At 47.7% G+C, this 14,134-nt stretch carries 11 protein-coding genes and 2 riboswitches; all 11 genes read right to left on the bottom strand.

The annotated features are described in order from the left end of the window. Nucleotides 1-4 precede the first annotated feature (4 nt). The 11 genes from purF to LSG31_RS08675 all read right to left on the bottom strand — a co-directional run bounded on the left by purF (nt 5) and on the right by LSG31_RS08675 (nt 13,692). Nucleotides 5-1,450, bottom strand: coding sequence for an amidophosphoribosyltransferase (gene purF / locus LSG31_RS08725; protein WP_347439470.1), 1,446 nt, complete (start codon nt 1,448-1,450; stop codon nt 5-7). Between the two features lie 35 nt (nt 1,451-1,485). Next, nucleotides 1,486-3,711, bottom strand: coding sequence for a phosphoribosylformylglycinamidine synthase subunit PurL (gene purL / locus LSG31_RS08720; protein WP_347438916.1), 2,226 nt, complete (start codon nt 3,709-3,711; stop codon nt 1,486-1,488). Beyond that, nucleotides 3,704-4,381 (bottom strand): phosphoribosylformylglycinamidine synthase subunit PurQ, encoded by a 678-nt coding sequence (purQ, locus tag LSG31_RS08715; protein ID WP_347438915.1) that lies wholly within the window; start codon nt 4,379-4,381, stop codon nt 3,704-3,706. The genes purL and purQ overlap by 8 nt, the downstream gene beginning before the upstream one ends. Beyond that, on the bottom strand, nt 4,378-4,632 hold the full coding sequence (gene purS, locus LSG31_RS08710; RefSeq protein ID WP_347438914.1) for a phosphoribosylformylglycinamidine synthase subunit PurS: 255 nt from the start codon (nt 4,630-4,632) through the stop codon (nt 4,378-4,380). The genes purQ and purS overlap by 4 nt, the downstream gene beginning before the upstream one ends. Continuing rightward, entirely contained in the window at nt 4,629-5,345 is a 717-nt protein-coding gene (purC, locus tag LSG31_RS08705; RefSeq protein ID WP_347438913.1) for a phosphoribosylaminoimidazolesuccinocarboxamide synthase, read from the bottom strand. Before purC ends, purS begins: the two co-directional genes overlap by 4 nt. Nucleotides 5,346-5,407: 62 nt before the next feature. Beyond that, complete coding sequence (gene purB / locus LSG31_RS08700; protein ID WP_347438912.1) at nt 5,408-6,706, bottom strand: adenylosuccinate lyase; 1,299 nt, start codon at nt 6,704-6,706, stop codon at nt 5,408-5,410. A 64-nt stretch (nt 6,707-6,770) separates the two neighbouring features. Continuing rightward, the gene (purK, locus tag LSG31_RS08695; protein ID WP_347438911.1) at nt 6,771-7,979 is read right to left on the bottom strand and encodes a 5-(carboxyamino)imidazole ribonucleotide synthase; all 1,209 of its coding nucleotides are present in this window, start codon (nt 7,977-7,979) and stop codon (nt 6,771-6,773) included. Further along, nucleotides 7,970-8,458, bottom strand: a complete 489-nt coding sequence (gene purE / locus LSG31_RS08690) for a 5-(carboxyamino)imidazole ribonucleotide mutase (protein WP_347438910.1) — start codon at nt 8,456-8,458, stop codon at nt 7,970-7,972. The genes purK and purE overlap by 10 nt, the downstream gene beginning before the upstream one ends. 171 nt (nt 8,459-8,629) lie before the next feature. Continuing rightward, nucleotides 8,630-8,731, bottom strand: a riboswitch (purine riboswitch). A 252-nt stretch (nt 8,732-8,983) separates the two neighbouring features. Beyond that, nucleotides 8,984-10,360, bottom strand: coding sequence for an NCS2 family permease (locus tag LSG31_RS08685; RefSeq protein ID WP_347438909.1), 1,377 nt, complete (start codon nt 10,358-10,360; stop codon nt 8,984-8,986). 306 nt (nt 10,361-10,666) lie between these two features. Further along, nucleotides 10,667-10,768, bottom strand: a riboswitch (purine riboswitch). 104 nt (nt 10,769-10,872) lie between these two features. Next, on the bottom strand, nt 10,873-12,411 hold the full coding sequence (guaA, locus tag LSG31_RS08680; protein ID WP_347438908.1) for a glutamine-hydrolyzing GMP synthase: 1,539 nt from the start codon (nt 12,409-12,411) through the stop codon (nt 10,873-10,875). Between the two features lie 84 nt (nt 12,412-12,495). Then, nucleotides 12,496-13,692, bottom strand: coding sequence for a murein hydrolase activator EnvC family protein (locus tag LSG31_RS08675; protein WP_347438907.1), 1,197 nt, complete (start codon nt 13,690-13,692; stop codon nt 12,496-12,498). Nucleotides 13,693-14,134 lie beyond the last annotated feature (442 nt).

Genomic DNA, 14,134 nt, shown 5'->3' with positions numbered 1-14,134 from the left:
CCTCCTAGCGCTCCAACACGTATTTCGATGTATCCTCATAGACTTCCGTCGGATATTGTCCATGAAAACATGCATTGCAATAGTTATTCTCGCCTGCCGACTCGCCAAATGCGCCTAGCAGTGTATCCAATCGTAAAAATTCCAAGGAATCCGCGCCGATAAATTCGCAAATCTCCGGAATTGTTTTGGTCGCTGCGATCAATTCACCGCTTGTGGACGTATCAATTCCATAAAAACATGGATGTGTCACAGGCGGGGAACTGATGCGAACATGCACTTCTACCGCTCCGGCATCCCGCAACAATTTGACCAGGCGGCCGCTTGTCGTTCCGCGTACGATCGAATCATCCACCATGACCACCCGTTTGCCTTCCACGATCGCCCGCACCGCATTCAATTTCAGCCGAACGCCCAGAGAACGCAACTCCTGGCTCGGTTGAATAAATGTCCGACCAATGTATTTATTCTTGATTAAACCGATTTCGTAGGGAATCCCGCTTTCTTCCGCATATCCGATGGCGGCGGAAATACTGGAATCCGGAACGCCAATCACCACATCCGCATCTGCCGGATGTTCCTGCGCCAGTAATTTCCCGAATTTTTTGCGAATGGCATGGACGTTATAGCCGTCGATATCGCTGTCCGGACGGGCAAAATAGATATATTCGAATGTGCATAATGCTTTGCGCGTCTTGCCGCCAAAAAATGATGATTGCAATCCGTTCGCATCGATGACGATCATTTCTCCCGGTTCAATGTCGCGGATGAATTCCGCGCCTACCGTGTCAAATGCGCATGTTTCCGAAGCTACGACATACGCGTCTCCCAAACGGCCCAAAGCCATTGGCCGCAGCCCCAGCGGATCCCGCAGCGCCACCAATTTGTCATCTGTCAAAATGCAAAATGCGTAAGCGCCTTTCACCATGCTCATGCTTTGCCGAATATTCTCGACAATCGAATCATAATGGGAACGGGCGATCAAATGCGCTACGACTTCCGTGTCGCTTGTCGATTGAAAAATGCTTCCTTGGCGTTCCAGAAGATCATGCAATTGTTGTGCGTTGATCAAATTTCCGTTGTGCGCCAAAGCGAGATTGCCTTGTCGAAAACCGAACACCAAAGGCTGGGCATTGGCGATTTCACTGGAACCGGTCGTGGAATAGCGTACATGGCCAACTGCCGCATGTCCTTTTAATTTGCGAATTTGCTCTTCGCCGTGAAATGCTTCCGAAATCAGACCCATACCGCGATGATGATACAATTTCCCGCCGTCAATCGAGGCGATTCCCGCACTCTCCTGGCCACGGTGCTGCAACGCGTATAACGCATAATAGGTGACATGAGCAGCTTCCGGGTGGCCGAAGATCGCGAACACGCCGCATTCTTCGTGCCATTTGTCAAAGATTTCGTCATCGTGCTCAGCGATCCGGCTATTTGACTGTCCTTGCATCTGCGCATTGACAGAAACATGCCTCGATTCCGACTTTACTTGCTCATTAAGCATGGGATTGCTCCTTTCCACAGTTGTTCGAGATGCTCCAATTGACCGGCAATCCGTTTGCTTCCATTGACAGAGATTTGAACGGCATCTCCACCTGTCGTACCCAACTTGCAAAACACCACGTTCGTCCGATTCAGCATCGCTTCAAAAGCTTCTTGATCCTTTGGCGCCACTTCCACGAGAATGCGGGACGGAGATTCGCTGAACAACAGCACATCATCCCGCAGCGCGCCTTGCAGATCAATCTCTGCGCCGATTTTCCCCTGAATGGCCATTTCTGTTATGGCAACTGCCAAACCGCCATCCGAACAATCGTGGGCTGACTGGACGAAACCACTTTGAATCGCCTGCAGACACGCATCTTGCACCAACTTCTCCCATTCCAAATCGATTTGCGGAGGCCGACCGTTGACTTGTCCGGTACGAATCTGCAAATATTCACTCCCGCCCAGATCCTGCTTTGTTTCACCGATCAGGTATACGTTGTTTCCAGTCCCCTGAAATGCAGATGTTGTAACATGATCCACATGCTCGATCAACCCGACCATCCCGATAATCGGCGTAGGATAAATATCCACATTCCCGGATTGATTGTACAAGCTGACATTTCCGCCGATGACAGGTGTATCAAATGTGCGGCAAGCAGCACTCATGCCATCAATCGATTTTTCAAATTGATAAAAAATCTCTGGATTTTCCGGATTGCCATAGTTCAGGCAATCGGTGACTGCCAACGGTTTGCCGCCGGAACACACGATGTTGCGTGCCGCTTCGGCAATTGCCAGCTTTCCGCCGATTTCCGGATCGAGATACACATATTTTCCGTTGCCGTCCGTACACATGGCCAATGCTTTGTCTGTGCCGCGCACGCGCAAGACAGCCGCATCGGAGCCCGGGCGAACCATCGTATTTGTCCGCACCATATAATCATACTGCCGATAGACCCATTCTTTGCTGGCGATGGTCGGAGCTTGCAGCAACTGTTCCAGCACATTCGTATAATCATCCGGTTCATCCATCGCCGTTGTGTCAAATGCCTGCACATCGTCGAGATAGTCCGGATATTTGGTCGGACGATGGTAGACAGGCGCTTCATCCACCAATGTATAAACGGGGATATTTGCCGCCACTTCGCCATTTTCCAATATCCGCAAATGCCCATCGTCTGTCACGCGGCCAATCGTCACCGCATCCAGACCCCATTTTGTAAAAATTTCTTCCGCGATGCTTTCTTTTCCCTTCTCCATTACGACGAGCATGCGTTCCTGGGATTCGGACAGCATAATTTCATAAGGCGACATGCCTGTTTCCCGCCTTGGCACGAGCGCTACATCCATCTCCAGCCCACTGCCGGCGCGGCTTGCCATTTCCGAACTGGAAGACGTCAGTCCCGCTGCGCCCATATCCTGAATGCCGATGACATGGCCTGTCGCAATCAACTCCAGACAAGCTTCCAACAGCAGTTTTTCCATGAACGGATCGCCCACTTGAACCGCTGAGCGCTCCTTTGCATGGGGGTCTTCCGTCGATGCAAACGTCGCGCCGTGAATGCCGTCACGCCCCGTCTTCGCCCCTACCACCATGACCGGATTGCCGACGCCGCTGGCTGTACCTTTGGCAATCTTGTCGTGATCGATAATTCCTACACACATCGCATTGACAAGGGGATTGAGGCTGTACCGATCATCAAACACCACTTCTCCGCCGATTGTCGGTATCCCGATGCAGTTGCCGTATCCGGCGATCCCGGCGACCACCTGTCCGAACAGATAGCAATTTTTGTCCGTATCCAAATTTCCGAAACGCAAGCTGTTCAAAACGGCAATCGGCCGCGCGCCCATTGTGAATACATCGCGAATGATCCCGCCTACTCCAGTGGCAGCGCCTTGGTACGGTTCAATCGCAGATGGATGATTATGGCTCTCGATCTTGAATACAACCGCTTGACCATCTCCAATATCCACAATCCCTGCATTCTCTCCGGGTCCTTGCAGAACTTGCGGACCGCTGGTGGGGAAACGCTTCAAAAGCGGCTTGGAACTTTTGTATGAACAGTGTTCCGACCACATGACACTAAAGATTCCCGTTTCCACATAATTCGGCTGACGTCCAAGCAGCTCCACGATTCGCGCATATTCTTCATCTGTCAAACCAAATGTTCGGTAAATCTGGTCATTTTGAATTTGCTCTGGTGTTGGTTCTTTACGCATGTTGCTCCCTCCAAGCTGTCAAAATCGATTGGAACATGGCGCGCCCATCTGCAGAACCTAACCACTCATGCACAGCACGCTCCGGGTGCGGCATCATGCCGAGGACATTCCGCTTGGCATTGCAGATGCCGGCAATATTCCGAACCGAACCATTTGGATTTGTTTCGTGATAGCGGAATAGAATCTGGTTATTCTGTTCCAATTGGTTTAACGTTTCCTCATCCGCAAAGTAATTGCCTTCGCCGTGCGCGATCGGAATTTGAATGATTTGACCCTTTTGATAGTTTCCCGTAAACGGCGTATCCACTTGTTCAACGGAGAGCGGAACGATATCACAGCGAAATTGCAAATGATCATTGTGGCGCATGGCCCCAGGCAAAAGCCCTGCTTCTAAAAGAATCTGAAAGCCGTTGCAAACGCCGAGAATGTAGGTTCCTTGCTCCGCCTGCTCGCGAATGGCTTTCATAATCGGAGAAAACTGGGCAATCGCACCTGTGCGCAAATAATCGCCATAGGAAAATCCGCCGGGCAAGAAAATGAAATCATATGCCGACACATCTGTTTCCGAATGCCAGACCATATCCGCCTGCAATCCCATTACATCTTCAATTGCCCGCACTGCGTCAACATCGCAATTGGATCCTGGAAATACTACAACTGCCGTTTTCATGCGTTCACCTCAAACAATTCGAAACGATAGGATTCAATCACCAAATTGGCCAATAGTTCTTCGCACATGGCGGTAATCCGTTCTGTTGCCGCTTGCTTGTCCGCAAGATTCAAACGGACTTCCATATATTTGCCGATCCGAACATCCTGCACTTCATCGTATCCGTGTTGCTGCAAAGCCCGTTGAACGGCTGTTCCCTGAGGATCCAACACACTTTCCTTTAACGTTACGTACACTTTTGCCAAAATCATGCTTGCTCGCCTCCCAAACGTCGAAGTATTTCCTTGTATGCATCTTCCACTCCGCCCAAATCTCTGCGAAAACGGTCTTTGTCCAGCTTTTCCTGTGTTTTTGCATCCCAGAATCGGCAAGTATCCGGCGAGATCTCATCGGCCAAAAGAATCGAACCGGCCGTATCGATGCCAAATTCCAATTTGAAATCCACCAATACCACTTCCCGCTCCAACAAATACGCCTGCAAGATATCGTTGATTTTCCGGGCAATTCCTTGAATTTGTTGCAGTTGTTCCGGCGTGGCCAATTCCAATAGCGCGATATGCGAATCATTCACGAGAGGATCGCCGAGTGCATCATTTTTATAATAGAACTCAATGACCGCCTGACGTAATTGGGTGCCTTCCGCCATCCCCAGACGCTTGGCCAAACTTCCGGCAGCAATATTGCGTACAACGACTTCAAGCGGAATAATGGTGACTTTTTTAACTAGCTGTTCCCGGTCTGACAGCCGCTCAATGAAGTGTGTAGGGATCCCTTGTCCATTTAACAGTTTGAAAAATATCGTGCTGATACGGTTGTTAAGTTCCCCTTTGCCGAGAATGGTCGCTTTTTTCTCGCCGTTAAATGCAGTTGCATCATCCTTGTAAGAAACAATATATTGATCCGGATGTTCCGTCCTGTACACCCGTTTTGCTTTTCCTTCATATAAAAGATGTTGCTGTGTCATATTGACAGCCTCCTGTTTTCACCAGTGTCACATTCGATCCCAAGAACAACAAACAACTGCAACTACTCTAACAATCCCAAACGTTCAAAAATCGTGTCCACATGTTTTAAATGCCAATGATAGTCAAAGCAATGATCCAACTCTTCTTTTGTCAGGTATTCCTTTACGAGCGGTTCTTGCTCGACCAACTCGCGGAAGGAGCGCTGCTCTTCCCATGCCTGCATCGCTTTTGCCTGCACCGCATCATATGCGGTCTCCCGTGCCAGTCCTTTGTCAATCAACGCCAACAACACCCGTTGCGAATAAATCAGGCCAAACGTGCGATTCATGTTGCGGATCATGTTTTCCGGGAAAACTGTCAAATTTTTCACGATATTGGTCATTTTTCGCAACATATAGTTGACGAGAATCGTGGAATCGGGAATAATTACGCGCTCGACCGACGAGTGGGAAATATCCCGTTCGTGCCACAGCGGCACATTTTCATAGGCAGCCAGCATATTGCCGCGTAAAATCCGCGCCAGGCCTGAAACTTGTTCACAGGACACCGGATTGCGCTTGTGCGGCATAGCAGACGAACCTTTTTGCCCTTTATAGAAGGGCTCTTCCGCTTCCCGCATCTCCGTCTTCTGCAGCGCCCGAATTTCGGTCGCAAATTTATCCAATGTCGTACCAATCAGTGCCAGAGTGGAAAGGTATGCAGCATGGCGATCCCGCTGCAGCGTCTGTGTGGATACAGGCGCTGCTTTTAAGCCCAACTGCTCACACACATATGCTTCTACAAACGGATCGATATTGGCATACGTTCCCACGGCACCGGAAATTTTTCCGTATTCGATCGTTTCTGCCGCCTGCTCAAACCGCTCCAGGTTGCGCAGCATCTCCGCATACCAAAGTGCAAGCTTCAGGCCAAACGTCGTCGGTTCTGCATGAACACCGTGTGTACGACCCATCATCACCGTATCTTTGTATGCTTTTGCCTGCGTTTTTAAGACTTGGATAAAGTTTTGCAAATCTTCCCGAATGATTGCATTGGCCTGCCGAATTTGTGCAGATAAAGCCGTATCGACAACATCCGTGGATGTCAGTCCATAATGCACCCATTTCCGTTCCGGTCCTAATGATTCCGAGACCGCACGGGTAAAGGCAACCACATCGTGGCGTGTTTCCGCTTCGATTTCCAAAACGCGCTCCGATGTAAAACGGGCGTTTTCCCGAATCAATTTTACATCCGCTTCTGGTATGACTCCTAACTTTGCCCACGCTTCACATGCGAGAATTTCAACTTCCAGCCACATGGCAAAGCGGTTGTCCAATGTCCAGATATTCGCCATTTCCGGTAATGAATAACGATCGATCATAGTTGTTTATCCTCTCTTTTCCTTCACATCTGCCTATTTTTATAATGCCGCTGATGTCATTCAGTTACTTGAACACCATTGGAGTACTGCTTGGGACGTTTGTTTTCTTTTCCTCCCAAATTCCCAACTGATCAATGGTCGCAAGCGCCTCTTCCACAGTTTCCGCCAAAACGTTGAGATGACCCATTTTCCTTTTTTCGATGGCTTCCTTCTTTCCGTAGAGGTGCAGTTTGATCCCATTTGATAAAAGATGCAACCGATTCAAAAGCGGTTGTACATGCTCCCCTAATACATTGACCATCACAACGGGCGACAGTAATGTCGGATCACCCAGAGGCAAATCGCAAATCGCCCGAATATGCTGTTCAAACTGGGATGTCACACAAGCATCCATCGTATAGTGGCCGGAGTTGTGCGGTCTCGGCGCCAACTCATTGACGAGCAGTTGCTCCCCTTTGCAGAACATCTCGACTGCAAGCAGCCCAACGATATTCAGCTTTTCGGCAATCATTCGGGCCAACTCTTGTGCGGCCCGGTCCACAGCGGAAGGAATTCGCGCCGGCACGATGGATTGATGCAATATATTTTCTTTATGGATATTTTCAGCGGTCGGGAACGTCTGAATCTCTCCGCTGGGTGAACGGGCAGCAATTACCGACAGCTCCTTGTCAAAATTCACCCACCCTTCCAAGATCCATTTTGCCAGGGAGGAGGCATTATCTAAAGAATCATATTGGCTGAGCGTCTGCCAAGCCGCCTCAAGGTCCTCTTCTTTGCGGATCACATATTGGCCTTTTCCGTCATATCCGCCTGTTGTTGTCTTGAGTACACAAGGAATGCCGATTTGCTTCACAGCTTCCCGCAGATCCTGCCAGGTGCCAATCGGCCGCCAAGGTGCTACTGGCGCTCCGATTGTTTGCAGCGCTTGCTTTTCACGAATGCGGTGGCGTGTAAGTGTCAGCAATTCCGCCCCTTGCGGCAAATAGCACTCTTTCTCCAAAATGTCCAGCATTTCATCACTGACATTTTCAAACTCATATGTAATGACATCGCTGTTGTTTGCCAGTTGGCGGGCACTTGTCAAGTCATCGAGCGGTGCCACAAACTCCGTATCCGCGACTTGTCCGCATGGCGAGTCTTCCGTGGCATCCATGCACACAATGCGGTAGCCCATTTCCTTTGCTTTCAGTGCGATCATTCGTCCAAGCTGTCCACCGCCCAAAATCCCGATGGTGGAACCGGGGATAATGCGCTTTTGTCGACTCAATTCCATTCACCACTTTCCAATACCTTGTCGCGAATCGAAGCTCTTCGTTGCAAGAGCCGCTCACGCAACTGCTGATCTTGGGTTGCCAGCATCTGCGCAGCCAGCAATCCCGCATTCGCAGCGCCCGCTTTCCCGATCGCAACTGTTGCGACAGGCACTCCCGCCGGCATTTGCACAATCGACAGCAAGGAATCCAGCCCGTTTAACGTCGACGACTTTACAGGCACTCCAATCACGGGCAAAATCGTCTTCGCTGCAACCATTCCCGGCAAATGCGCCGCTCCGCCGGCACCTGCAATAATGACTTGCAGTCCTCGTTCCACAGCCGTTTCTGCATATTCAAACATAAAATCGGGAGTTCGATGAGCGGAAACCACTTTTTTTTCAAAAGGAATTGCCAACTCTTCCAGGATGCTGCAAGCTTCACGCATAGTATCCCAATCTGACTGACTTCCCATGATAATTCCGACTACAGGATTTTGCATGACCACACCTCCGAAAAATATAGAAAGCCCAGACGGGTAGAATTTCAACTCGAACGCGAGTGAAACCTACCCGCCTGGGCTTTTATCCCTTCGGTGTAATGTGAAGAGGAGCCGCCAGCAGAAATCTTCACATCTAGATCGCTCGGTCCAAATCTCCTGTCGGGGTGGTTCCCTAGATCTACTTCCACTCGTAGTCCGATCATTTACGGTGACCTGGTAGAAACACTCAAGCCGTATCCTTGAGCATATACGAGCATGTTACTATTTTCATTTACAAGCACAAAACGTATGCATTCATTCCTATAATTCACATAAAGAACTTTCAAAGGACTTCCATCGATTCTTTCAAAGAACTTCCATCAATCTTCTGAAATTCATTCCAAGTGTATCAAATAAGTTGTGACAATGTCAACAAAAATACGAACAATGCACACTGAAATCGACGCGATTGTTCGCATTTAAAAGCACATCTAGCGAGACAATCCGCCAGATGCGCTAAGTTGATATACGAAATTCTCATTTTTACTATACATTAATGTCTGTAAACAAAAACCGGACAACAACCAAAATCGCCAGAAACCACATTAACCAATGGATTTTGTGTTTTCCGCCAACCATGTTATTGGCGAGCGCCAATACTACATAAAAGATGATCCCAAAAGAAATCCCATTCGCAATCGAATAGGTAAACGGCATAATAATCAATGTCAAAAATGCAGGAATGGCATTTACAAAATCATCCCAATCGATTTCCCTTACTGCTCCCGCCATCAAAACACCAACGATGATTAGCGCAGGAGATGTGGCGACACCAGGAACCAACAGCGCTAACGGAGCGATAAACAGAGAAAGCAAGAAAAATACGCCGGATGTGACGGCGGTCAACCCGGTGCGTCCGCCTTGGGAAACCCCGGATGCACTTTCCACAAACGCCGTTATCGTACTGGTGCCAAGCAATGCGCCCAAGCTTACACCGGCAGCATCCACCAACATGGCGCGGCCGATCTTTTCATTTCCATCCGGCTTGTCCAAAAGCCCTGCCTTTGCGGCTGTTCCGGTCAATGTGCCGAACGTATCGAACAACTCGACAAATGTAAATGTGAAGATGATTGTCAACAACCCTGTATTCAGCGCACCGGCAAGATCCAGTCTGCCAAATGCGACATGTGAAAAATCAGGAATCCAATGCGCTTTCGCCAATGAAGATACATCTGTAATTCCCATCGGTATGCCAATGATAGTCGTAATGACAATTCCCAACAGGATGGAGGCAGGAGCGCGCATGACCATCAAAACAGAAGTAATCAAAAGACCGATCAACGTAAGCAATACACTTTTATCATGAACGAAATTTCCCAATTGCAGCAACCAATCCATACCGTTTATCGGATGTAATGATTTGACCGCATTCTTTCCGATATAAAAGGCAGACAAGAGGCCGCTGTTTTTAAAACCGATAATCGTTATGAACAAGCCAATCCCGACAGTTGTAGCTGCACGTAAAGACTTTGGGATCGCCACCAACATCATTTGGCGAATCTTCGTCAAAGTCAAAATAATAAAGATGATACCGGAAATAAATACGGCTGCCAACCCAATCTGCCAAGTGATTTTGCCGCCGGAGCTCAAAATGACAGTCGCAAAATATGCGTTCAACCCCATTCCCGGTGCCAATGCAATCGGAAAATTCACAAACAACCCCATCAGAATGGTAACAAGACCTGCACCGATTGCAGTTGCTACAAACACCGCATTAAAATCCATGCCTGTGCCGCCGCCGGCGGTTAAGGTAATAGGGTTGACAATCAATATATAAGCCATCGTAATAAACGTCGTAAGCCCAGCAAGGATTTCTGTTCTTACCGTTGTTTTATTTTCTTTTAAACGAAACAGTTTATCCATCTAAACCATCCTTTCTATGTACTTTTCCGCTCTGTACACTTTTTCCGTACATTTCATCCGCACATCCTATTCCTTTCGTGCATTTCTTTCTGTACAATCGTTTCCTTTAATCAAAAAAATCGAACGTTAACTCCCCTCCATATATTTCCCAAATGAATGAAAATGTATAGGAACATTCAGCCAAAAGAATAGGGAGAAAAACCAAAGAAAAACCAAAAACCCAGGTCATAGACTTCACTCGCAAAACGAGCAAACCTATAGCCTGGGTCGGCACTTCATATGCAGAATATTTTGCATATCGGTCTCTCCAGATCCATTTCGGCTCGTAGTCCAGTCATTTACGGCGACTAGGTAGAAACGCTCGAACCACATTATCGAGCTTATACGAGTTCTAAAATTTTCAACCAGAGTATATCACGATACGACAAAATTCGTCAATTAAAACCGAACGTTTTTCAAAAATGCATATTGATTATTCGTATTTCTGTAGTGTTTCCTTTATTGCCAATTCCTTATTCCCATTCAATGGTAGCGGGTGGCTTGGAAGTGATATCATACACAATCCGATTGACATCCGGAACTTCATTGACAATCCGATTGGAGATTCGCTCCAATACATCGTAAGGAATTCTCGCCCAATCGGCAGTCATGCCATCTTTTGACGTCACGGCACGAATGCCAATCGTATATGAATATGTACGCTCATCCCCCATGACTCCTACGCTGCGAAGACCTGGCAACACAGTGAAATACTGCCAGATTTCTTTCTCAAGGTTTGACTTTTTGATCTCGTCCCGCAGTACATAATCCGCTTCGCGTAAAATCTCCAGCTTTTCTTTTGTAACTTCGCCAATAATCCGGATCGCCAGCCCTGGTCCAGGAAACGGCTGCCGCCAGACGATTTCCCGCGTAATGCCCAATTCTTCACCCAATGCCCGAACTTCATCTTTAAACAGGGAATTTAACGGCTCCAACAATTCAAAATCAAATTCTTCCGGCAGTCCTCCCACATTGTGGTGGGATTTGATCGTGGCTGCTGTCGCCGTACCGCTTTCGATGATGTCCGTATACAAGGTCCCTTGTGCAAGGAAGTCAAATTGACCAAGTGTTTTCGCTTCTTCTTCGAATACCCGGATGAATTCCTCGCCGATGATTTTCCGTTTGCGCTCCGGGTCTGCAACGCCTTCCAAACGATTGAGAAAACGTTCGGAAGCGTCGATTTTCACCACATTCATGTGAAATCCTTCCGCAAATGTCTGCATGACAAGATCTGCCTCGTCTTTGCGAAGCAATCCATGATCCACGAACATGCATGTCAAATTTTCACCGATGGCACGGTGGACAAGTACTGCAGCAACAGAAGAGTCAACGCCGCCAGACAATGCGCACAATACTTTTCTGTCGCCGACTTTTTCCCGGATCGCTGCAATCGCTTCTTCTGCGTATGAAGACATTTTCCAATTTCCTGTACAACCACAAACGTCATATAAGAAGTTCCGAATCATTTGCGCTCCGTATTCGGAATGGTTCACTTCCGGATGAAATTGCACGCAATACATTTGTTTTTCCCGATTGCTCATCGCCGCCACCGGCGCATGGTCTGTTTGGGCATCGACAGCAAAGCCGGCCGGCGGCGCTTCCACCAGATCGCTATGGCTCATCCACACTTGCTGCCGGGCAGGCAATTCCTGAAAAATACCGGATGCTTGTACAACTTCAATCTCCGCTTTTCCATATTCCCGAACAGACGCGCGCTGCACTTTTGCTTGGTATCGATGTGCAATCAATTGCATGCCGTAGCAAATTCCCAAGATCGGTATGCCCAATTCAAAAATTTCCGGATCAACTGTCGGCGCATCCGCTTCATATGCGCTTTTGGGTCCGCCGGAAAAAACGATTCCTTTTACCCCCATGGAACGAAGCGTCTCTGCTGTGGTCGTATGCGGCAACAACTCCGAATAGACTTGCATTTCGCGAATCCGCCGCGTAATCAATTGATTGTATTGACTGCCAAAATCCAATACTGCTACAAAATCTCTTTGTTGTGCCATTGGAAAACTCCACTTCTCTTTCTGGATCCTATCCGAAAATAAACTCCTGTCGAAAACCGAACACCTTGCAACAAGAGTATCTGTCTACTTTAAATAATTCCATGGATTTAACGTATCCATTCTTCCGTTTGTGATTCCATTGGCGACTGCAAAATGCAAGTGCGGACCTGTCGCTTCTCCATCACTGCCAACCGCTGCGATCACCTGACCGGCTTTTACCGATTGTCCTTTTGAAACATATAATTCATTCCCATACATGTGTCCATAGATCGACATCAAACCATCGGGATGCAATATGACAATCCAGTGGCCATAGCCGGAAGCGGGTCCTGCAAATAACACCACACCATCTGCGGCTGCCACAATCTTTGTACCAATCGGGGCCGCAATATCAATCCCCGCATGGAAGTCGCGTCCGCCAAACAGGGTTCGCCAGCCGTAATCCGATGACACGACATGGGAATCAGGCACAGGCCAGAGCCATGAGCCGCTTCCATGCTGTGCGGCGCCTCCTGATGATGAGGAAGAAGAGGATGCTGCCCGTTGCTGCGCCAACATCGTTTGAATTTGCGCAGCCAATTGATTCATGGCTGTTTGCTCTTCGTTTATCTTTTTCTCTTCTTGTATTCGCTGTGTATGTACTTGGGATAATGCCACTTGTTTTTGCGACTTTTGTTGTTCTTGGGTTTGCTGCAACACAAGCAATTGGGAATACGACTGCTGCCGTTGCTGCTGATCGCTTTGCAGTTGATTCTGCTGCTGTTGAAGGGCGAGTTTTTGTTTCTTGATCTCTTCCAGTATTTTTTTATCTTGATCAGCGATCAGGCTGAGTGTTGACAACCGATCGAGAAAATCAGAAAAACTGGTAGATGACAAGATCACATCCAAATAGGAAGTCGTCCCATTCTCGTACATTACCCGAATCCGCTGCTTCAGCAATTCATCCCGCTGTTCCAATAATTTTTGCGTTGTTTCAATTTTCGCTTTCATTTGGCTAATCTGTGTATCAAGTTGGGCGATTTGTTGCTTAAGGCTGGAAATTTTATTTTCCGTATCCTGCAATTGACCTTCAATCACTTGAATCTGATTGCCGATGGTATGTTCTTTGGATTGTAATTGAGCGACTTGCTGCTGCTGCTGCTGTTTGGCTTGCTGCATCTGCTGATATTGCTGTTGGCTTGTCTGCAATTCATCAGCAGAAGACATTTCAGGAAACAAAAGCCCCGCCAGCAAAACAGCTGCCGTGGCAACATATGTTACATTCTTGCGTGATGACCACATCGTTTGTCTAGCTTCCCCTTTCTTGTACTTTCATTAGCAGAACAGTTTTTGAAAGTGAAAATTAAAAAGTAATAGTTTACTAGACGTTCTATATACAAAGTCGACGTTAATACTTCGACATTTTTTGAAAAAACCCTGTCGATTTCGGCAAGAAATTTAGAGATTCTGTGATTTTACGACAATTTATCGATAATTTGTCGAAAATTTACTGCAAATGATAGATTAGCAAACCGGAAATGTTTCTCGAAAACTTGTTTTTTTCATCACCGGAACCGTACTCGAATACGGAATTCAAATATCATCTGATGATAAAAAATCGGATTCGATTCCCAACCATATAACATTTTGTCACTGATCAAAAATATACATAAGAAGATAAATGTCTCGGTTTCGGCGACTAGCAGCCTAGCGACATAGCGGACGCTTCCGTTTTCCGAAAAAA

The sequence above is a fragment of the Fodinisporobacter ferrooxydans genome (genome assembly GCF_022818495.1).
Taxonomy (GTDB): Bacteria; Bacillota; Bacilli; order Tumebacillales; family MYW30-H2; genus Fodinisporobacter; species Fodinisporobacter ferrooxydans.
The sequence above is the reverse complement of the archived record's forward strand: the minus strand, read 5'-3'. Positions and strand labels throughout refer to the sequence as shown.

Coding starts and splice junctions, on each gene's coding strand:
- purF (WP_347439470.1), bottom strand. CDS start 1,450: ATGCAAGGACAGTCAAATAGCCGGATCGCTGAGCACGATGACGAAATC.
- purL (WP_347438916.1), bottom strand. CDS start 3,711: ATGCGTAAAGAACCAACACCAGAGCAAATTCAAAATGACCAGATTTAC.
- purQ (WP_347438915.1), bottom strand. CDS start 4,381: ATGAAAACGGCAGTTGTAGTATTTCCAGGATCCAATTGCGATGTTGAC.
- purS (WP_347438914.1), bottom strand. CDS start 4,632: ATGATTTTGGCAAAAGTGTACGTAACGTTAAAGGAAAGTGTGTTGGAT.
- purC (WP_347438913.1), bottom strand. CDS start 5,345: ATGACACAGCAACATCTTTTATATGAAGGAAAAGCAAAACGGGTGTAC.
- purB (WP_347438912.1), bottom strand. CDS start 6,706: ATGATCGATCGTTATTCATTACCGGAAATGGCGAATATCTGGACATTG.
- purK (WP_347438911.1), bottom strand. CDS start 7,979: ATGGAATTGAGTCGACAAAAGCGCATTATCCCCGGTTCCACCATCGGG.
- purE (WP_347438910.1), bottom strand. CDS start 8,458: ATGCAAAATCCTGTAGTCGGAATTATCATGGGAAGTCAGTCAGATTGG.
- LSG31_RS08685 (WP_347438909.1), bottom strand. CDS start 10,360: ATGGATAAACTGTTTCGTTTAAAAGAAAATAAAACAACGGTAAGAACA.
- guaA (WP_347438908.1), bottom strand. CDS start 12,411: ATGGCACAACAAAGAGATTTTGTAGCAGTATTGGATTTTGGCAGTCAA.
- LSG31_RS08675 (WP_347438907.1), bottom strand. CDS start 13,692: ATGTGGTCATCACGCAAGAATGTAACATATGTTGCCACGGCAGCTGTT.